Raw genomic sequence first — 18442 nt, forward strand, 5'->3', positions numbered from 1 at the left:
CGATTGACATATGCCCGGAACGGGCGTGGAATCCGACGTGCTGGGGTGGCCTCTTTGACGGGAGGAAGCCATGCAATCGCTTAACCGTCGCCAGACCTTGCTCAATCTTGCCGCAGGGTCCGTTGTTCTTCCAGCCCTGCCTGCCGCCGCTCAAACCTCCGGTTCGCCCGAAGGCAGGGAAATCGCGCCGGGCGTCCGCCGTGTGGACTATTCGAAGCGCGAGACCATGATCCCGAACTACAAAACGGTCTCGATGCGCGACAACATCTATCAACCGGGCGCGAGCACCAGCGGTGCGAGCATGGGCAATGACATGGTCTGCCACATGCTCGAGGGTGAGCTGACGGTGGACACGGGATCCGGCGACACCCTCTACAAAAAGGGTGACGTATGGTCGTGCGCCAAAAATATGCCGGAGCGCAGCAAGAACAACGGCACCACGGTGGCCATCATGCGCGTGATCGACCTTCTGCCTGGATAGGCTCTGGCGCGCCATTCCTGAAAGGCTGAAACGAAGAAGGCCGGGCGAGCCCGGCCTTTTTGCATCGCTTCACCGATCAGGATCAGATCTGCGGACGCGGCAGGCGGCAGGCGTCGAGGGCCGCCAGAGCCTTGCCGCGGGCCGTGTCGTTGAACACGCCGGTGTCGCGATAGGCCTGAACCTCCTCGGCGCTGAGCGAGCGCATGGTGCGGCCCGCGTAGCAATCGCAGGCCCGGTTGAGGGAGGACTCGCTCGCCTCGCTCTGGAGCTTGGCCTGCGTGACGGCGCAGGCCTGGCTCACCCGGGCGCGCAGCTGGGGGACGCTTTCGGTCTTCAGCGCGGGATCGGGCTGATACTGCGTCGGCATGTTGGAGGCGGCGGCAAAAGCGGCGGTCGCGCTCAGGGTGACGGCGGCGGCAACCAGCAGCGCGCGGACGGTCGAGGTCATGAATAGCTCCCCAGAGATGAAATCACGTTCAGGCCTTAGAATAGGCTTGGCCGTTCAGGATCAAGGAAGAGCTGCGGATAGGCTTAAGAAGGTCTGACCATGGCGCTTCCGTTACGGGCGCTGTCCCCCTCCTTGTGCGGAGAGCGCTAGCTCAGGGAACGCTCCAGGCTGGGGTGCCATTTCCCTCCCCCTCGTGGGGAGAAGGGCTGGTTGTGCACGGCTGCTCGGCTTGCGCAGAAGGAAGATACCCTCGAGCTCCCCTGAGAGGAGCGGGAAGGAGGTTTCTGTGGCGCTTCGACTTAGCCAACAACGGCCTCGGCCCTGTGATGCTTGCGGGCCACCGGGGGCTCCAGGGCCGGGTCGAGATCCGCCTTTTCCAGCGCCACCCGATTGTCGTGGAAGGCGGCACCGCCATAGGGCGCAACCTGATCGCCGCCGGTGAGCGTGTTGATGCCGCGCCCGAAGGGGTGCGCCGCATTGGGCCAGATGCCCTCGGCGATCAGCACGCCGCGCCTGACCCCGTCGAAGAGCTTGGCGCGCAGATAGACCTCGCCGCGATGGTTCTTCAGCTTCACCCAATCGCCCTCGGCGATGCTCTGTTTCTCGGCATCGACCGGGTGGATCATCACCTCGGGCCGCCGCTCCTTGTCGAGGGAGGTCGGGGTCTCGGTGAAGCTGGAATTGAGGAAGTTGCGGGCGGGACTCGTGGCGAGGCGGAACGGATGCTCCTCCGTGGCCGCCTCGATCACCCCCCAATGGTCCGGCAGCGAGGGCATGCTGGCCCAGGGACCCATGGGGCCGTTGTTGTAGGACGGCACCTTCGTCCAGTCGGGCTTGAAGCGGAACTTGCCGTCCGGGTAGCCGAAGCCGTTGAGGAAATGCGCCTCCTCGAAGGGGGGTTGCGCGTCGAAGTGAACCTGGGCCTCCAGGCTTTCGAGGCTGCCCCAGCCGGAATTCTGCAGGGTCCAGTCGATGATCTCCCGCGGCTCCATGCTGAACCCGCGATGCCGGGCCCCGAGGCGTTCGGCGAGCCCGCGAAACACCTCATGGTTCGACCGGCATTCGCCCGGCGGATCGATGAGCTTGGGGCCGACCTGGAAGTGCTGGTGGCCGCCGCCCGAATAAAGATCGTCATGCTCCATGAACATGGTCGCGGGCAGCACGATGTCGGCCATGAGCGCCGTCTCAGTCATGAACTGCTCGTGCACGCAGACGAACAGGTCCTCGCGGGCAAAGCCCCGCTTCACCAGTTCCTGCTCCGGCGCCACGGAGACCGGGTTCGTGTTCTGGATCAGCATCGCCTTGACGGGCGGGCCGTCATAGAGCGCCACGGGGTCGCCGGTGAGCACCCGGCCGATCTGCGACTGGTCGAGAACGCGGATGCTTTTGTCGATGGCGTCATGGCCTTCGATCAAAGCCTTGTTCCAGTGGAAAATGCCGCTGTTGGAATGGAAGGCGCCGCCGCCCTCGACCTGCCACGCGCCGGTCACGGCCGGGATGGACAGCGCCGCATGCATGTTGACCACGCCGTTGCGCTGGCGGCCGAAGCCGAAGCCCAGGCGGAAGTAAGTGCGCTTGGTCTCGCCCACGAGCTTGGCGAAGGCCTCGATCTCCTCCACCGGCAGGCCCGTGATGGCGGACGCCCAGGCCGGATCGCGGGTGCGCAAGTGCTCTTCCAGCTCGCGCGGATGATCCGTGTAGCGCTCCAGGTAATCCCAATCGGCATAACCGTCGCGGAAGAGCACGTGCATCACCGCGCAGGCGAGCGCCCCATCGGTGCCGGGGCGCACCAGCAGCGCCATGTCGGCCTGCTTCATGGTGGCGTTCTGATAGATGTCGATGGCCACGATCTTGGCGCCGCGTTCCTTGCGGGCCTTCATCGCGTGGGTCATCACGTTGACCTGGGTGTGAACCGGGTTGGTGCCCCAGATCACGATGCAGTCGGACGCCGCCATCTCGCGCGGATCGGCGCCCCGCAGATGGCCGGTGCCGGCCACGTACCCCGTCCAGCTCATGGCGGTGCAGATGGTGGAATACTGGCCGGAATACTTTTTGACATGGCGCAGGCGGTTGATGCCGTCGCGCATCACATAGCCCATGGTTCCGGCATAGTAGTAGGGCCACACGGCCTCGGAGCCGAACTCGCGCTCGGCCTCCAAGAACTTTTGAGCCACGATATCGAGAGCCTCGTCCCAGGAGATGCGCTCGAAGGATCCTGAGCCCTTCGGGCCGGTGCGCCGCAGGGGGTAGAGCAGCCGGTCCGGGTTGTGGATGCGCTCGGCGTAGCGGGCCACCTTGGCGCAGATCACGCCCGCCGTGTAGGTGTTCGACTTCGCCCCATGGACGCGGCCGATGGTGCGGCCGTCGATCACCTCCACCTCGAGGGAGCAGACGGAGGGGCAATCGTGCGGGCAGACGGACGAGCGGCGCTCGATGCGGGGAGCTTGGTTCATGGCGGGCGCATGATGGGGGAAAGGGCCTGAAATGAAAAGGCCGCCCGGGGGCGGCCTATGATCTCGGTGTCAGTCCCGGCCGGAGCGCAGCGGAGGGGAAGGGAATCCGTTCAACAGCGCTCGATCGCGGGTCCCCTTCCCGGCCTGCGGCGGCCGGGGATGACAGGGCTGGTTAGCCGACGATCTCGTTGCCCGAGAAGAACTGGGCGATCTCGATCTTGGCGTTGTCCTGGCTGTCGGAGCCGTGGACGGAGTTCTCGCCGATGGACCGGGCGTAGAGCTTGCGGATCGTGCCCTCGGCGGCGCTCTCCGGGTTGGTGGCGCCCATGATCTCACGGTAGCGCAGAACGGCGTTCTCACCTTCGAGAACCTGCACGACCACGGGGGCGGAGATCATGAAGTCCACGAGCTCGCCGAAGAAGGGGCGCTCCTTGTGGACGGCGTAGAACGTCTCGGCCTCGCGGCGGCTCATGAGGATGCGCTTCTGCGCCACGATGCGCAGGCCCGCCTTCTCGATGACGGCGTTGACGGCGCCGGTGAGGTTCCGCTCGGTCGCGTCGGGCTTGATGATGGAGAAAGTGCGCTCGATGGCCATGATGGTTCGCTTCTATTCAAGAGAAAAACGGTGAAGTGGGGCGCTTATAGCGGCGAGCCCCTTGTGCCTCAAGCGCCTTTTGGCCCCTCCTCACTTGGAAAGCTTGACCGCCTCCCCTAGTCTTCCCCCCAACCGGTCCGGTGAAGACCGGTCTTATGGGAGTTCCCAATGAACAAAACCATCCTCGCCGCCTTCGGCCTTCTCCTGCTGACCCTTCCGGCACAGGCCCAACCCGCCGACCCGAGCGGCACATACTTGAGCGAGACCGGCGAGACCCGGGTCCGCATCGCCCGCTGCGGAGGCGCCTATTGCGGCACCATCATCTCCGTGCAGGGCGAGGCCAAGGACGTGAACAACCCGGACGCCAAGCTGAAGGGCCGCAATCTGGTGGGCGTTCAGATGCTCTCCAACATCCAGCCGGCCCCCGACGGCTTCACGGGCCAGCTCTACAACTACAAGGACGGCAAAACCTATAACGGCAAGATGAGCTTTGCCGGCGGCAAATCCATGCAGCTCTCCGGCTGCGTGCTGGGCGGGCTGATCTGCCGCTCGCAGACCTGGGCGAAGGTGAACTGAGGACGAGAGAAGAGCGTCATCCCGGGGCTGCGAAGCGGAACCCGGGATCGCCGGACGAGAATGGCGCAAGTAATCCTCTCCCCTTCGACAGGAGAGGGTGGCCTGCGCAGCAGGTCGGGAGAGGGGCCGTGCTCAGGCGAGGTCCGCCCCCTCTCCCGGCTCACTTCGTTCGCCACCCTCCCCCGCAAGGGAGTGATGGACATAGCGCACCATCCTTCACGGTCCGGGATGACGCTTTCTCGGAACGCTACCGCGCCTTCTGGCCGAACAGCACGGCTTGCACCGCCGGGTCCGTGAGATCGGTCTTGTTGCGGTCCTCGGAACTCACCGCAATGCCCCGCTGGACCGCCGGACGCTCCAGCACCGCCGCAAGCCATCGCTTGACGTTCGGGAAATCCTCGATGTTCTGGCCCTGGCGCTCCCAGAGCTTCGCCCATGGGGCAATGGCCATGTCGGCAATGGAATACTCGCCTGCCACGAATTCCCGGTCGGCCAGCTGCTTGTTCAACACGCCATAAAGGCGGTTGGTCTCGTTGGTGTAGCGGTCGATGGCATAAGGCACCTTCTCGGGCGCATAGATGCGGAAATGGTGGGTCTGGCCGAGCATGGGGCCGAAGCCGCCCATCTGCCAGAACAGCCATTGGTCGACCTCGACCCCCTTGCGTTCGTCCTGCGGATAGAAGCGGCCTGTCTTGCGGCCGAGATATTGCAGGATCGCGCCGGATTCGAACACGGAGATCGGCTGGCCGTCCGGACCGTCGTAGTCGACGATGGCAGGCATCTTGTTGTTGGGCGAGATGCTCAAGAACTCCGGCTTGAACTGGTCGCCCTTGCCGATGTTCACCGGGTGGATCGCATAAGGCAGCCCGCATTCCTCGAGCATGATGGTGATCTTCCATCCGTTCGGAGTCGGCCAGTAATAAAGATCGATCGGGTGCTGCGTGGAAGCCGCCATGGCATGCCTCTCCTTGGGTGACGATACGGTCGGGGCCGGACGTTAAGACATAAGATTGGGCGTGGCACCATCGCGTGCAATGAAATTCCGTGGAAAGAGCGCATGGCAGCCCTCCGGTGCCTGCATGCTCCCTTGCATGTTTTAACGTTTCGTCTGAGATGCCCTGCGGCGCCTCGTGAAGCGCCTATGGGGGGATCCGACGATGAACCGACTTGCCAGCTCCGCTCTCGCTGCCGCCGTGGCCTTGTTCCTGGCCGGCTCCGCTCAGGCCGCCGCCGAGGCGAAGCCGAAGAGGGAGCCGACCGCGGCCCAGCTCGCCGCCCGCGAGCGCATGAGCAAGTGCAGCGTCGAGTGGAAGGAAGCCAAGGCCGGCGGATCGCTCGCGAAGGACGCCAAGTGGCCGAAGTTCTGGAGCGAATGCAACAAGCGCCTGAAGGGCGGCACGAAGGCCTGAGACGTCCGGTAGGCACGACGGCCCGCGGGTCTTCCCTGCTATCCCGGGGCCGCTTTGGCGGAGCCCGGGATCCGCAACCGCTAACGGTTCAGAACGAGCGAAATGGCTGCCGCCGCGCTTGACGCTCAAAGATCGTGTTTATGGATCCCCGCCTGCGCGGGATGACAGTGGTGTGTCTGCACCACCGATTGCCTCAAAGCTTCTTCTTGAAACCCTCGTGACTGCGCGAGAAGCCCAGGCGCTCATAGAAGCGGTGGGCGTCCGCGCGGGTCTTGTTGGAGGTCAGCTCCAGCATTGCCGCTCCATGGGTGCGGGCGTGGTCTTCGGCAAACGCCATCATCCGCGCGCCGATGCCGGCCGAGCGCCGTGCGGCCCTCACCTTCACGCTCTCCACCTTCACGCGCAGGGCCCCGCGTCCGGTGAGGTTGGGAATGAAGGTCAGCTGGAACGTGCCGACGACCTGATCTCCTTCGACCGCCACGAACAACCTGTTCTCGGAACTGCGCTCGATGGCGGCGAAAGCCGCCTCATAGGCAGGCTGGGTCTCGGGTGACCAAGCATCCCCGTGGGAGCCGAGAGCGTCCTCCTCGTGCAGGCGGATGATCGCTTCGAGGTCGCCGGCCTGCGCTTCGCGGATCGAGAGATCGCTCATGCGGCCTCGCGCGATGCAGCTGGAAGCAGACCCTTCGGGCTCTCGAATCCCGGCAGGGCCTCCACCCGCTTCAGCCATGCGGCGACGTTGAGATAAGGGGCAAGATCGACCGCCGCCTCGCCTGCATAGACCAGGACTCCATAGATATCGATATCGGCGATGGTCGTGCCTTCTCCGACAATCCAGTCCTTGCCGGCCAAATGCCGGTCCAGGGTCCTGAGCGCGGAGGCCGCGTTCGCGGCACAGAATTCAAGGCTTTCCTCGCCGCCCTTCATGAAGCCGAGACGGATGCCGCGCGAGCGATAAATGGCCGGAGCCAGACGGTCGAAATCCCAGTAGAGCCACTCGCGCACCTGAAGGCGCTCGTCGAGGGTTGCTCCACCGAACCTGCCCAAGGCATCGGCCAGATATTCCAGGATTGCCGCCGATTGGCAGAGATGGCGGCCGTTGTTCCGGTCGACCAGCAGCGGCACCTGACCGTAGCGCTGCTTGGACAGGTAAGGCGGCTGCTTGTGCTCGCCCTCCATGAGGTTCACGTGCAGGTAATCGAAGGGCTCACCGGCCAGGGCCAGCATCAGGCCGACCTTGTAGGTCGGTCCCGAAAGGAAGACGCCATTCAGTTCGAAACGTGCCGGCATGAGAAAGCCCCTGGAAGAGAATTCTGTCGCCGCAGACCCTAGTCGATTGCCTCCCGCTGGAAAAGGACCAGAATCTCAGGCTTGACGACCGGCTCGCCAATATTCCCACCTCATCAGGATGAGGACCTGAGCGAATGCCCCATATAGGCCCCGTCCCTGAGGAGATGTCATGCCCACCATGGAACGCGAACGGAAGCTTCTGCAGCAGAGCGTGGCCATCGTCGCCACCATTCCGGTTGCCACCGGGCTCTACGGTGTCCTGTTCGGGCAGGCGCTTACGGGCGATGCGGTGAGCATCTCGGCGGAGAGCCATTTCCGCTTCATGTCCGGCCTTCTGCTCGGCATCGGCCTGGGCTTCTGGAGCACCTTGCCGGGTATCGAAACCCACACGGGCCGGTTTCGGCTGCTGACGTTGCTGATCGTGATCGGCGGCCTGGGCCGCCTGATCGGCCTTGGGCTGACCGGCCTGCCCTCGCTCTTCATGGTCGGCGGATTGGCGGTCGAGCTCGTCGTCGCGCCGATCCTATGCCTGTGGCAGACCCGGGTCGCCAATCTCTACGCCGACGAGCATGGGGTGGCCGAGCCGTGAGCGGCTCGCGTCGCATACCCACTGGGCTGTTTCCCGCGGCATCAATCCCGTCCGCTCACGTCTTCGCCGATATCCTTGAGCAAGCGCGGGCCGAGCCGCGCCCGCAGTGAAGCGGGCAACTCGGACGGGGGAAGTGATTTCAGCGGCTTCTGTCCGCGCTCCCGCACGGCGGGAATGAGATCAATGCGGACGGTCAGCCAGACGAGGGGGAGCGTGATCTGTTTCATCGGAACCTGCAGCGAGAAGGGAGGGAAGCAATGCGGCGAATGCGCATGGTGCAAACATCATGGCCATGTGACGCCTCCCTCGGCTGCAGGTGATAGCAATGCGGCTGAACCGATCAGCCACGGAAACAGATTAACATATCCTCGATGACTTTGCCAACCTCAGGCTTTCAGCTCGCGGACGCCGTCGAGGAAAAGCTTTGCGCCGATGGCGCCGAAGATGGTCCCGAAACCTGCCTCGATCCCCCGGAAGAAGCGCGCATAGACGCGCATGGCGAGCCCGGTCGAGAAGATCAGGGCGTAGGCGCCATAGATCAGCATGGCCGACACGGAAGCGACCACGTCGATGAACAGGAGGTGCGGCGCCGATAGGCCGGAGGATGCGAGATACATGGAGATCGCCACCCACACCAGGGCAGCCTTCGGGTTCGTGATCGCAACGAAGAACCCACGACCGTAAGCCGCCGCGGCACGTGCTTCCGCGCGTTTCGCAACAGCCCCCTCGCCGGAGGACATGAAGGCGGCCCGCAGGGCTTTCAGGCCCAGATACAGGAGATAGCCGCCGCCGACGAGGCGCATGGCCGTGGTCGTTTGCGGAAAGGCGTTGAGGACGGCACCGATCCCCAAAGTGGCGAGACTGGCCCAGATGAAGACGCCCGTGGCGATCCCGGCCGCGGTGACGATGCCGAGCCGACGGCCGCTGCCGAGAGAGATCGACAACACAGCCATCATGTTCGGGCCAGGCGACGCCTGGGCTAAAAAGATGCCGACGAGGATGCTCGCTACTTCAAGCATGGGGCTTCCAGTCCGGACAGTGTCCCTGTGAGATGAAGATCGACTGCAGCCTGAACGTTCAAGGCCGATTGTTCAAATCGGAATTCCACCCGCAGGGAAATATGTGTGAACTCGCGCTGGCCGCTTGCGGGAGCGCTCATGTTCGGCAAAAGCTCCGCCCATGCTGCGCCTCGTTGCTCACCGTCTCGGCCCTCCCGGGGAGGTTCTGTCCGTCGAGCCTGCCGACCTGCCTCAGCCGGAACCATCCGGCGTGGTGGTCCGCATGCTGTCGAGCGCCATCAACCCGTCCGACAGGCTGACCATCAGCGGAGCCTATCCTCACCGAACCGCACTGCCCTTCATCCCCGGATACGAAGGTGTCGGCATCGTTGAGGCAACAGGCCGCGAGGTGCATGGCCTTCATGCCGGACAGAGGGTTCTTCCCCTCGGCTCCGCCGGAGGATGGCAGACGTTCAAGGGGTCGCCCGGCCGGTGGTGCGTGCCCGTGCCTGACGATCTCACCGATGATCAAGCGGCAACCGCTTACATCAACCCGTTGACGGCGCGCCTCATGCTGCGCGCCATAGCGCCTGCGCCCGGAGCATCGATCGGGATCAACGCGGCCGCATCCGCCATCGGGCGCATGCTGGTTCGCATGGTTCATGCGGCGGGCGCCCGCCCCGTGGCCATCGTGCGCTCCTCCCGCGCAAGAGCCTTGCTGGAGGACGAGCCGGTCGCGGAGGTTGTTTTCGACGGCACGGCCTTGCCCTTGCTGGATGCGGGGCTCGATGCCGTGGGCGGCGCGAGCGGGACCGCCCTGGCCGCAGCCGTGAAGCCGGGCGGCCCTTTCCTTCACTACGGCCTTCTGTCAGGCGAGCCGCTGCCACCTGGCCTTCAGCGTCAAAGCAGTGCGGCGGTGCAGCTGTTCTGGTTGCGCGCCTGGGTGCATGCGGCAAGCCGCGAACAGCTCTGCGAGGCCATGGCGGAGGTGTTCGGCGATATCCGATCGGGTCTCGTCAGGACAACCGTGGAAGCCCGTTACCCGCTCGAGGAATTCCGCCGGGCTCTGGCGCATGACGCGAGCCCTCACCGCAGCGGCAAGGTGCTCCTCACCCTGGTTTGAGGCCGGGGCCGCGTGCCTCAAAGGCTCTTCTCGAACCGGTACTCCACCGACCTGGAAATATCGGCAAGCTCGCGCTGCCCCGGCAGCCGCACGTATCCCAGCCGCTCGTAGAGCCGATGCGCCGTGATGAAGCGTGTGTCGGACCACAGGATCATGCGCCTCGCGCCGGCCGCACGGGCATGGCCTTCGGCTTGGCGCACAAGGGCGGAGCCCAAGCCCCGTCCGCGCTGATCCGGGCGCACGTAGAGCCTGTGCAGCTCCGCCGTCCCCTCCTCGGGAAAGTCCACGGCAACGCAGGCGCAGACGCGCCCACGCCCGTCCTCGACGGCCCAGAAGCCGCCGCTTTTCTCAGAATAGGACGAGCCGGGTGCGCGTAGGTCCGGCAGGTCGTCATGAGGGTCGACGAAGCAACCGGCATAATCCGCATAGCAAAGAGCGATGAGCCCAAAGAGCTCCTGTCCATCGCTGTCGACAACGGGGCGAATGGCAGGATGGCCGTCAGCTCTTCTCAACGCGATCGTCATGGCCCCTCCCCGCGCTCACCGCGGCAATTGTCGTTTCAAGCATGTTCCGCATCTGGCGATAGCCCTGCGCCGACAGATGAATTCCATCCGCCGTCATTCCGGCCTTTGCCGTGCCGTCCCCACCGGCAAAACCCTTCTGCAGGTCGACGATGCCGGCGGCGCGCCCATCCGCCATGGCCACCATGCGTCTGCTCAAGGACGCCATCGCCTCCACCGAATAGAAGCCCGTGAGGCGCTTGGCTTTCTCCACGGGCGGAGGCGTCAGCACCACGAGGGGCACGCCCGCATCGTCGAAATGCGTGAGGATGCGATCGAAGTGTCCAGCCGCGGCGTCCAGCGAGGCCTCCGTGCAATCCTTCTTGGCATCGTTGGTGCCGACGAGGAGCACGGCGAGGCTGGGCTCAGCCGATTTCAGGAGCAGCGGCACCCTGGGCTCGAGCGCCTCGGTCCAGATGCCGGAATAGCCGGCATTCAGCACCGGGACCGATCCGATGCGGTTCCAGTAAAACCCTTCGACCAGGGAATCCCCCACGAAGAGCAGGCCGCCTTGCCCCACCGCGGCGCGATGCGAGCCGATGACAATATCGCGGATCAGCCAGTGCGGCGCGAAGGGATTGGGTTGCGAGGTCACGGAATGAGGCGCCTGCAAAAGCCCCGGCGGAACGGAATATCCATTCCGCCAGGATGGCCCATGGCCTTACTCGATCCCGAGCTTGGCTTTGAGGATCTCGTTGACCGATTGCGGGTTGGCCTTGCCGCCGGTCTGCTTCATCACCTGGCCGACGAACCAGCCGAGCAGAGTCGGCTTGGCTTTCGCCTGCTCCACCTTGTCGGGATTGGCGGCGATGACCTCGTCGATGGCCTTCTCGATGGCGCCCGTGTCGGTCACCTGCTTCATGCCGCGCTTTTCCACGATCTCGCGCGGGTCGCCGCCTTCGGTGAAGACGATCTCGAACAGGTCCTTGGCGATCTTGCCGGAGATCACGTTCTCGCCGATGAGCTCGATGATCGCGCCGAGCTGCGCCGCCGAAACGGGCGAGGCCGAGATGTCCTTGCCCTCCTTGTTCAGGCGGCCGAACAGCTCGTTGATGATCCAGTTCGCGGCGGCCTTGCCGTCGCGGCCCTTCGCCACCTCTTCGAAGAAGTCGGCGGAGGCGCGCTCGGCCACCAGCACGCTGGCGTCATAGGGCGAGAGGCCGTAATCGGCCATGAAGCGGGCCTTCTTGGCGTCCGGCAGCTCCGGCAGGCCTTTCGCGAGATCGTCCACATAGGCCTGATCGAACTCGAGCGGCAGCAGGTCCGGATCGGGGAAGTAGCGGTAATCGTGCGCCTCTTCCTTGGAGCGCATGGAGCGGGTCTCGCCCTTGCCCGGATCGTAGAGGCGCGTCTCCTGGTCGATCTTGCCGCCATCCTCCAGGATCGCGATCTGGCGCCGCGCCTCGTGTTCGATCGCCTGGCCGATGAAGCGGATCGAGTTGACGTTCTTGATTTCGCAGCGGGTGCCGAGCTCGTCGCCGGGGCGGCGCACGGACACGTTCACGTCGGCGCGCAGGTTGCCCTTGTCCATGTCGCCGTCGCAGGTGCCGAGATAGCGCAGGATCGTGCGCAGCTTGGTCACGTAGGCGCGTGCTTCGTCCGCCGAGCGCAGGTCCGGCTTCGACACGATCTCCATGAGCGCCACGCCGGAGCGGTTGAGGTCCACGAAGCTCATGGTGGGGTGCAGGTCGTGGATCGACTTGCCGGCGTCCTGCTCAAGGTGCAGGCGCTCGATGCGCACGGTGATCGTCTCGCCCGTTTCCGGCACGTCGACGATGACCTCGCCCTCGCCCACGATGGGGCTCTTGTACTGGCTGATCTGATAGCCCTGCGGCAGGTCCGGATAGAAGTAGTTCTTGCGGTCGAAGGTGCTGCGCAGGTTGATCTCGGCCTTCAGCCCCAAGCCCGTGCGGATCGCTTGGCGCACGCACTCCTCGTTGATGACGGGCAGCATCCCGGGCATGGCCGCGTCCACGAGGGACACATGGCTGTTGGGGTCGCCGCCGAAGGCCGTGGAAGCGCCGGAGAACAGCTTCGCCTGGCTCGTCACCTGGGCATGGATCTCCATGCCGATGACGATTTCCCAATCGCCTGTCGCGCCTTTGATGAGCTTCTTGGGGTTGACCGGAGCGTTCATGAGCGTCGCGCCTTTATTTCTCGCATTTCCCGCCCGGAGTACGAGCGACGCCGGAGCGGGTCAACCCCCTTCAGGATGAACGGACATTCAGACTGGTTAAGCGATTGCTAAGATGATCCGCAATTTATGCACAGGTTTCGAAAATAATTGCCACGCTCGAATGAAACCCCATCGCACATTCGGCGTTGAACGGGAGGTAAAACGGTCAAGGAGTTTTAAAATGGCTATGGATCCCATGGATCGCGAACCCAACGTCTACAATCGTGAGACCAACATCTCCACGACCGATGGACGTGGTTCCAACACTCTTGCTTACGTGATCGGCGGTCTTGTTATCGCTCTCGGTCTGCTGGCCTTCCTCTTCTATGATGGCGGCAGCAACGAGCCGAGCACGACCGGCAGCACCGCCGGCCAGACGCAGAGCTCTTCACCGAGCACCGGCACGACGGGTTCGGGCGCCGCTGGCGGCTCGACCACGGCTCCGGCAGCCCCGACCACCCCGGCTCCGGCCGCCCCGGCTCAGCAGTAATCTCACGTCTCGCGTAAGACTGCATGATGGGCCTGACCTCGTGTCAGGCCCATTCATTTTGGCGTCAGCCCGGAGCCGCAGGGGAGGAACCAACCCGAACCGTGGCGGTTAGGCGTGATGCAATCTGTCCCAAGTCACCTGTCCCAAGCCACGCAACAGGAGCGCCGAGATGGTCAATAAGGCAAGCTTTACCCCGGAGGAGTGGTCCCGCCTCGTCGCAAGCCCGGTGGTGGCCAGCATGGCGATCACGGCCGCGGATCCCGGCGGGCTCTGGAGCCTGCTGCAGGAATCCATGTCCAGCGGCTGGGCCCTCGTGGAGGCCAAGCAGAGCGCCCAAACGGCCCCCCTCGTGAAGGCGGTCGTCGAGGACATTACGAATTCGGAAACGCGGGACGCCGTCCGCAGCTCGTTTCAGGCACAGTTCAAGGGAAGCCAGTTCGCCGACGTGAAGCGCAAGGCCATCGACGAGTTGCGCGCCGTGTCCGGCCTTCTCGACACGAAGGCGCCCGAAGAGGCTGCGGCCTTCAAGGCATGGTTGTTGAGCGTCGCCCAGAAATCGGCCGAGGCCGGCAAGGAAGGCGGCTTCCTGGGATTCGGAGGCGTCGCGGTCAGCGAGGCCGAGCAGGCGACCCTGGCGGAGATCTCGTCGGCGCTGGGTGCTTCAGCGGCCCCTGGCGCAGGGACTGCACAAAGCCCTAGCGTCTAAGGACCCGCCGCGCCGTGTAGGCGCCGATGGCCCACAGCATGGCGGCGATCCAGCGAACGGGGAAGAGCGTGAGCGCGTCGGACCTGACCGGCGCGATCCAGGGCAGGCCTAGGCTGCTGATCGCCCAGGAGACCAGCACCGAGACGCCGAAGGCCATCAGGCCGATGATCAGCACCTTGCCGAACTGGTCGGCTCTCCAGCCGAGCCAGACGGCGATGAAGATCAGAACCGGATCGAAAGCCGCAGGCAGCCAGTCCCACAGGGTGACGACGGGAACGGTCGGACCCACGTCCCTCAAGCCCACCAAGCCTGAGGCAGCTTGATCCGGCCTGCCGCGTCCTCGATCACCTGGCCTGCCGCGAAGAGGGTTTCTTCGTCGAAGGCGCGGCCGATGAGCTGGAGGCCGAGCGGCAGCCCCTGGGCATCGAGCCCGGCGGGCACCGCGATGCCCGGAAGTCCTGCCATGTTCACGGTCACCGTGAAGATGTCGTTGAGATACATCTCCACCGGATCGCCCGAGCCCTTCTCGCCGATTCCGAAGGCAGCCGTGGGGGTGGCCGGCGTCAGGATGGCCTGGACTCCCTGAGCGTAGACCTCCTCGAAGTCCCGCTTGATCAGGGTGCGCAGCTTCTGGGCCCGCACGTAATAGGCGTCGTAGTAGCCGGCGGAGAGCACATAGGTGCCGATCATGATGCGGCGCTTGACCTCGCGGCCGAAGCCTGCGGCGCGGGACTTCTCGTAGAGGTCGGCGATGTCCCGGCCGTTCTCGCGCAGGCCGTAGCGCACGCCGTCGTAGCGGGCGAGGTTCGAGGACGCCTCGGCAGGCGCCACGATGTAGTAGGCGGGCAGCGCGTACTTGGTGTGCGGCAGCGAGACCTCGACGATCTCGGCGCCGGCCGCGCGCAGCCATTCCGTGCCCTGGTGCCAGAGCCCTTCGATCTCAGGCGACATGCCGTCGATCCGGTATTCCTTCGGAATGCCGATCTTGAGGCCTTTCACGCCGCGGGAGACCGCCGCCTCGAAATCCGGGACCGGCAGGTCTACGCAGGTGGTGTCCTTCGGGTCGGGGCTCGCCATGGAGCGCAGCATGATGGCCGAGTCGCGCACCGTGCGGGTGATCGGGCCGGCCTGATCCAGCGACGAGGCGAAGGCCACCGTGCCCCAGCGCGAGACGCGTCCATAGGTGGGCTTGATGCCGACTGTGCCGGTGAAGGCCGCCGGCTGGCGGATTGAGCCGCCGGTGTCGGTGGCGGTGGCGCCGAGGCACAGATGGGCCGCGACAGCCGCCGCAGAGCCGCCGGACGAGCCTCCGGGAACCAGATGGGTGCCCTCGATGGCGCCGGAGGCGCCGGCGCTCACATTCGAGCCCTCGCGCCGCCAGGGCGACACCACCGGCCCGAAGGCGCTGGTTTCGTTGGACGAGCCCATGGCAAACTCGTCCATGTTGAGCTTGCCGAGCATCACGGCGCCGTCGTTCCACAGATTGCGGGTGACGGTGGATTCGTAAGGAGGGGTGAAGTTGCCGAGGATCTTGGAGCCCGCGGTCGAGACCACGCCTTCCGTGCAGAACAGGTCCTTGATGCCGAGCGGGATGCCCTCGAGCGCACGGCCCTCGCCCTTGGCGAGCTTCTCGTCCGAGGCCTCCGCCATGGCGAGCGCCTTTTCCGGCGTCTCCAGCACATAGGCGTTGAGCGCCCTCGCCTTCTCGATGGCGTCCACATGGGCCTGCGCGAGTTCCTTCGCGGAGAAGGTCTTGGCCTTCAGGCCGTCGCGGGCCTCGGCAATCGTGAGATGGGTCAGTTCGGTCACGGGAGCATCCTGGTCATCCCGGCTGCCCTGCAGCTGACCGGGATCGTCTGGAAATTGAAACTGGTTCTGGCGATCCCGGCTCCGCTGGCGCGTCCTGCCGGGATGACGGCCTTTACTCGACCACCTTGGGCACGAGGAAGAAGTTGTCTTCCGTAGCGGGGGCGTTCTGGACGATCTTGTCCGCGTAGCCGCCGTCGGTGATGCCGTCCTGGCGCTTCTTCATGGTCATGGGGGTGACGGAGGTCATGGGCTCCACGCCGTCCACGTTCACCTCGTTGAGTTGCTCGACGAAGGAGAGAATGGCGTTGAGCTCGCCCTGGAGATGGGGCACCTCCGCATCCGTCACGGCAATGCGCGCCAGATGGGCGATGCGGCGGACCGTTTTCTCATCGACCGACATGAATGGTCATTTCCCTTGGATATCTGCTTCCGCGGGCTATAGCACCCGGTCACGCCGGGGAGCAACGGCGGATGTGGGGATCCTCTGTCATTCCGGGGCGGCCATGGGCCGAGCCCGGGATCCATAGACGCTGACGATGCAGAAGGAGGCGCGACGCCAATGCTCCTGCTTGGGACGTGGTGGCTATGGATTCCGGGCTCCGCTGCGCGGCCCCGGAATGACAGTGGTGCGCTGGGCGATCACACAGTCACGCCCACGGTCTTGTGCGGCACCACCACCTGGATCCCCTTGCCGTCCATGGCGGCGACGAAGCGGTCCGCGTCGGGCACCAGCGGGGGAAACGAGCCGTAGTGGCAGGGAATGACCGCCTTCGCCCGGCTGAAGTAGCGCTGGATCGCGAGCGCGGCGACCTCCGGGCCCATGGTGTACCGGTCGCCGATGGGCACGATCACCACGTCCGGCTGGTGGATCTCGGCGATGAGAGCCATGTCGCCGAAAATGTCCGTGTCCCCCATGTGGTAGACCGTCGGCTCGCCCGGCGCCTTGACGACGATGCCGTTGGCGCTGCCCATGGGAAAGTTGACATCCATTTCGACGAGACCCGACGAATGGTCCGCCCGCACCAGGGTCACGCTGAAGCCGCCCTGGTCCGTCGTGCCGCCCGTGCCCATGGAATCGAAGTTTTCGACACCCTGCTTGGCCAGGTACATGCAGAGTTCGAAATTCGTCACGACCTTGGCGCCCACGGCCTTCGCGATATCCATCGTGTCCCCCACGTGATCGCTATGACCATGGGTGAGAAGGATATGGGACACGCCCTCCATGACCTTCGCCCTGTCGCCCTCGAAGGCGGGGTTGCCCGTGAAGAAGGGGTCGATGAGCACGGCCTTGCCGGCGAAGTCGAGCCGGAAGGCGGAATGGCCGAACCAGGTGATTTTCATGAGAGGACCCTTAGATTTCAGCAGGTGAAATGTAGCGAAGCCCGCCGTCGGCTATGTTTCAATGGAACAAAACGCTGGCTCAAGGCTTTGTGAAGCTAAGCAATAAAGATCAAACATGCTGGAGGAAAGCCATGTCCCGCTCGCTCGCCAGTCTCGGTTTCGCCGCAGGTCTCCTGGTCTCGACAGGTGCCTGGGCCGTTGAATTGTCCATCTCGTGCAGCGCCCTCGGCAAGGAGTACGAGATCTGCAAGCAGGGGGTGGATGCCTGGGCGCAGCGGACCGGCAACACCGTCAAGATCGTTTCGACTCCCAATTCCGCCACCGAACGGCTTGCGCTCTTCCAGCAGCTTCTCGCCGCCGGCGCCGGCGACATCGACGTGTTCCAGATCGACGTGGTCTCGACCGGCACCCTGGCGCAGCACCTCCTGGACCTCTCCTCCAAGGCTCAAGGCAGCATCGGCGATCACCTGCCTGCCATGGCGGAGACCAGCCGCGTCGGCGGCAAGCTGGTGGCCGTTCCGTGGTTCGCCGATGCGGGCCTGCTCTATTACCGCCAGGACCTCCTCGACAAATACAAGCGGCCCGTGCCCCAGACCTGGGCTGACCTGACGGAAACCGCCCGCCTCATCCAGGAGGGCGAGCGCAAGGAGGGCCGGGGCGACTTCTGGGGCTATGTCTGGCAGGGCCGCGCCTATGAGGGACTTGCGACCAATGCGCTCGAATGGGTGGCCTCCTACAACGGCGGCACCATCGTGGACGACAAGGGCGAGGTCACCATCGAGAACCCCAAAGCCGCCGAGGCCCTGAAGCTTGCCGCCGGCTGGGTCGGCACCATCACGCCGGAAGGCGTGCTCAACTACACGGAAGAGGAGTCGCGCGGCGTCTTCCAGGCCGGGAATGCCGTCTTCATGCGCAACTGGCCCTATGCCTGGGCGCTGGCGCAGGGCGCCGACAGCACCATCAAGGGCAAGGTCGGCATCGCGCCTTTGCCCAAGGGTGGTCCTGACGGCCACCATGCGGGCACGCTCGGCGGGCAGCTTCTCGCGGTGTCCAAGTATTCCAAGAACGCCGATGCCGCGACGGATCTCGTCATGTACCTGACGGGCGAGGACGAGCAGAAGCGCCGGGCCGTTCAGGGCTCCTTCAACCCGACCATCGTGTCGCTCTACAGCGACTCCGACATCGCCAAGGCCAATCCGTTCATCGGCGATCTCGTCGACGTGTTCACCAATGCGGTGGCGCGTCCCGCCACCGTGACGGGCCAGAACTACAACAAGGTCTCGACCGAGTTCTTCAATGCTGTGCACCAGGTGCTGTCCAAGCGCGCTGAAGCCGCGCAGGCCCTGAACCGCCTCGACCGGGACCTGAAGCGGATCAAGCGCAACGGCTGGGAGTAAC

At 64.9% G+C, this 18442-nt stretch carries 23 protein-coding genes; 8 read left to right on the forward strand and 15 right to left on the reverse strand.

What is annotated here, in order from left to right; translation table 11 throughout:
- Positions 1-70 precede the first annotated feature (70 nt).
- Complete coding sequence (locus tag JKG68_RS15930) at positions 71-481, forward strand: cupin domain-containing protein (protein WP_202061310.1); 411 nt, start codon at positions 71-73, stop codon at positions 479-481.
- An 82-nt stretch (positions 482-563) separates the two neighbouring features.
- Here the strand turns inward: JKG68_RS15930 and JKG68_RS15935 are convergent, their stop codons facing one another.
- The 3 genes from JKG68_RS15935 to ndk form a co-directional block, all read right to left on the reverse strand.
- Positions 564-929 carry a hypothetical protein gene (locus JKG68_RS15935; protein ID WP_202061318.1) on the reverse strand — a complete coding sequence of 122 codons (366 nt, stop codon included), beginning with the start codon at positions 927-929 and terminating at the stop codon, positions 564-566.
- A gap of 299 nt (positions 930-1228) precedes the next feature.
- Positions 1229-3382 (reverse strand): molybdopterin-containing oxidoreductase family protein, encoded by a 2154-nt coding sequence (locus JKG68_RS15940; protein ID WP_202061320.1) that lies wholly within the window; start codon positions 3380-3382, stop codon positions 1229-1231.
- Positions 3383-3554: 172 nt separating this feature from the next.
- A complete protein-coding gene (ndk, locus tag JKG68_RS15945) occupies positions 3555-3977 on the reverse strand; it encodes a nucleoside-diphosphate kinase (protein ID WP_202061322.1) in 423 nt (140 codons plus the stop codon).
- Positions 3978-4145: 168 nt separating this feature from the next.
- Here ndk and JKG68_RS15950 point away from each other — a divergent pair, with 168 nt between their 5' ends.
- The gene (locus tag JKG68_RS15950; RefSeq protein ID WP_202061324.1) at positions 4146-4553 is read left to right on the forward strand and encodes a DUF2147 domain-containing protein; all 408 of its coding nucleotides are present in this window, start codon (positions 4146-4148) and stop codon (positions 4551-4553) included.
- A 247-nt stretch (positions 4554-4800) separates the two neighbouring features.
- On the opposite strand, the gene JKG68_RS15955 is transcribed toward JKG68_RS15950, so the two are convergent.
- Entirely contained in the window at positions 4801-5508 is a 708-nt protein-coding gene (locus tag JKG68_RS15955; RefSeq protein ID WP_202061326.1) for a glutathione S-transferase N-terminal domain-containing protein, read from the reverse strand.
- Positions 5509-5710: 202 nt separating this feature from the next.
- On the opposite strand from JKG68_RS15955, the gene JKG68_RS15960 reads away from it, so the two are divergent.
- Positions 5711-5962, forward strand: a complete 252-nt coding sequence (locus JKG68_RS15960) for a hypothetical protein (protein ID WP_202061328.1) — start codon at positions 5711-5713, stop codon at positions 5960-5962.
- A gap of 193 nt (positions 5963-6155) precedes the next feature.
- Here the strand turns inward: JKG68_RS15960 and JKG68_RS15965 are convergent, their stop codons facing one another.
- On the reverse strand, positions 6156-6614 hold the full coding sequence (locus tag JKG68_RS15965; protein ID WP_202061330.1) for a GNAT family N-acetyltransferase: 459 nt from the start codon (positions 6612-6614) through the stop codon (positions 6156-6158).
- A complete protein-coding gene (locus JKG68_RS15970; RefSeq protein ID WP_202061332.1) occupies positions 6611-7252 on the reverse strand; it encodes a glutathione S-transferase family protein in 642 nt (213 codons plus the stop codon). Before JKG68_RS15970 ends, JKG68_RS15965 begins: the two co-directional genes overlap by 4 nt.
- Before the next feature lie 178 nt (positions 7253-7430).
- Between JKG68_RS15970 and JKG68_RS15975 the strand changes: the two genes are divergently transcribed.
- On the forward strand, positions 7431-7841 hold the full coding sequence (locus JKG68_RS15975; RefSeq protein ID WP_202061408.1) for a DUF4345 domain-containing protein: 411 nt from the start codon (positions 7431-7433) through the stop codon (positions 7839-7841).
- A gap of 41 nt (positions 7842-7882) precedes the next feature.
- Here JKG68_RS15975 and JKG68_RS15980 read toward each other — a convergent pair whose 3' ends face one another.
- Positions 7883-8068: a hypothetical protein gene (locus JKG68_RS15980; protein ID WP_202061334.1), complete on the reverse strand. Its 186-nt coding sequence runs from the start codon at positions 8066-8068 to the stop codon at positions 7883-7885.
- 159 nt (positions 8069-8227) lie between these two features.
- Positions 8228-8860, reverse strand: coding sequence for a LysE family translocator (locus tag JKG68_RS15985; protein WP_202061341.1), 633 nt, complete (start codon positions 8858-8860; stop codon positions 8228-8230).
- Between the two features lie 160 nt (positions 8861-9020).
- On the opposite strand from JKG68_RS15985, the gene JKG68_RS15990 reads away from it, so the two are divergent.
- The gene (locus JKG68_RS15990; RefSeq protein ID WP_202061343.1) at positions 9021-9962 is read left to right on the forward strand and encodes a zinc-dependent alcohol dehydrogenase family protein; all 942 of its coding nucleotides are present in this window, start codon (positions 9021-9023) and stop codon (positions 9960-9962) included.
- 17 nt (positions 9963-9979) lie between these two features.
- Here the strand turns inward: JKG68_RS15990 and JKG68_RS15995 are convergent, their stop codons facing one another.
- The 3 genes from JKG68_RS15995 to gatB all read right to left on the reverse strand — a co-directional run bounded on the left by JKG68_RS15995 (position 9980) and on the right by gatB (position 12659).
- Entirely contained in the window at positions 9980-10486 is a 507-nt protein-coding gene (locus JKG68_RS15995; protein ID WP_202061345.1) for a GNAT family N-acetyltransferase, read from the reverse strand.
- Positions 10461-11117: an SGNH/GDSL hydrolase family protein gene (locus tag JKG68_RS16000; protein WP_202061347.1), complete on the reverse strand. Its 657-nt coding sequence runs from the start codon at positions 11115-11117 to the stop codon at positions 10461-10463. The genes JKG68_RS15995 and JKG68_RS16000 overlap by 26 nt, the downstream gene beginning before the upstream one ends.
- Positions 11118-11183: 66 nt before the next feature.
- Positions 11184-12659 carry an Asp-tRNA(Asn)/Glu-tRNA(Gln) amidotransferase subunit GatB gene (gene gatB, locus JKG68_RS16005; RefSeq protein WP_202061356.1) on the reverse strand — a complete coding sequence of 492 codons (1476 nt, stop codon included), beginning with the start codon at positions 12657-12659 and terminating at the stop codon, positions 11184-11186.
- A gap of 220 nt (positions 12660-12879) precedes the next feature.
- Here gatB and JKG68_RS16010 point away from each other — a divergent pair, with 220 nt between their 5' ends.
- Both JKG68_RS16010 and JKG68_RS16015 read left to right on the forward strand, forming a co-directional pair.
- On the forward strand, positions 12880-13188 hold the full coding sequence (locus JKG68_RS16010) for a hypothetical protein (RefSeq protein ID WP_202061358.1): 309 nt from the start codon (positions 12880-12882) through the stop codon (positions 13186-13188).
- Between the two features lie 169 nt (positions 13189-13357).
- A complete protein-coding gene (locus JKG68_RS16015) occupies positions 13358-13894 on the forward strand; it encodes a hypothetical protein (RefSeq protein WP_202061360.1) in 537 nt (178 codons plus the stop codon).
- Here the strand turns inward: JKG68_RS16015 and JKG68_RS16020 are convergent.
- The 4 genes from JKG68_RS16020 to JKG68_RS16035 all read right to left on the reverse strand — a co-directional run bounded on the left by JKG68_RS16020 (position 13884) and on the right by JKG68_RS16035 (position 17044).
- Entirely contained in the window at positions 13884-14183 is a 300-nt protein-coding gene (locus JKG68_RS16020; protein WP_376773158.1) for a hypothetical protein, read from the reverse strand. The genes JKG68_RS16015 and JKG68_RS16020 overlap by 11 nt on opposite strands.
- Positions 14184-14188: 5 nt before the next feature.
- The gene (gatA, locus tag JKG68_RS16025) at positions 14189-15703 is read right to left on the reverse strand and encodes an Asp-tRNA(Asn)/Glu-tRNA(Gln) amidotransferase subunit GatA (protein WP_202061364.1); all 1515 of its coding nucleotides are present in this window, start codon (positions 15701-15703) and stop codon (positions 14189-14191) included.
- 112 nt (positions 15704-15815) lie between these two features.
- Positions 15816-16103: an Asp-tRNA(Asn)/Glu-tRNA(Gln) amidotransferase subunit GatC gene (gatC, locus tag JKG68_RS16030; protein ID WP_202061366.1), complete on the reverse strand. Its 288-nt coding sequence runs from the start codon at positions 16101-16103 to the stop codon at positions 15816-15818.
- Between the two features lie 239 nt (positions 16104-16342).
- A complete protein-coding gene (locus tag JKG68_RS16035) occupies positions 16343-17044 on the reverse strand; it encodes a metal-dependent hydrolase (RefSeq protein ID WP_202061368.1) in 702 nt (233 codons plus the stop codon).
- A 131-nt stretch (positions 17045-17175) separates the two neighbouring features.
- Here JKG68_RS16035 and JKG68_RS16040 point away from each other — a divergent pair, with 131 nt between their 5' ends.
- Positions 17176-18441, forward strand: coding sequence for an ABC transporter substrate-binding protein (locus tag JKG68_RS16040; RefSeq protein ID WP_202061369.1), 1266 nt, complete (start codon positions 17176-17178; stop codon positions 18439-18441).
- The last annotated feature ends 1 nt before the right edge of the window (position 18442 follow it).

Source organism: Microvirga aerilata (genome assembly GCF_016743775.1).
GTDB classification, from domain to species: domain Bacteria; phylum Pseudomonadota; class Alphaproteobacteria; order Rhizobiales; family Beijerinckiaceae; genus Microvirga; species Microvirga aerilata.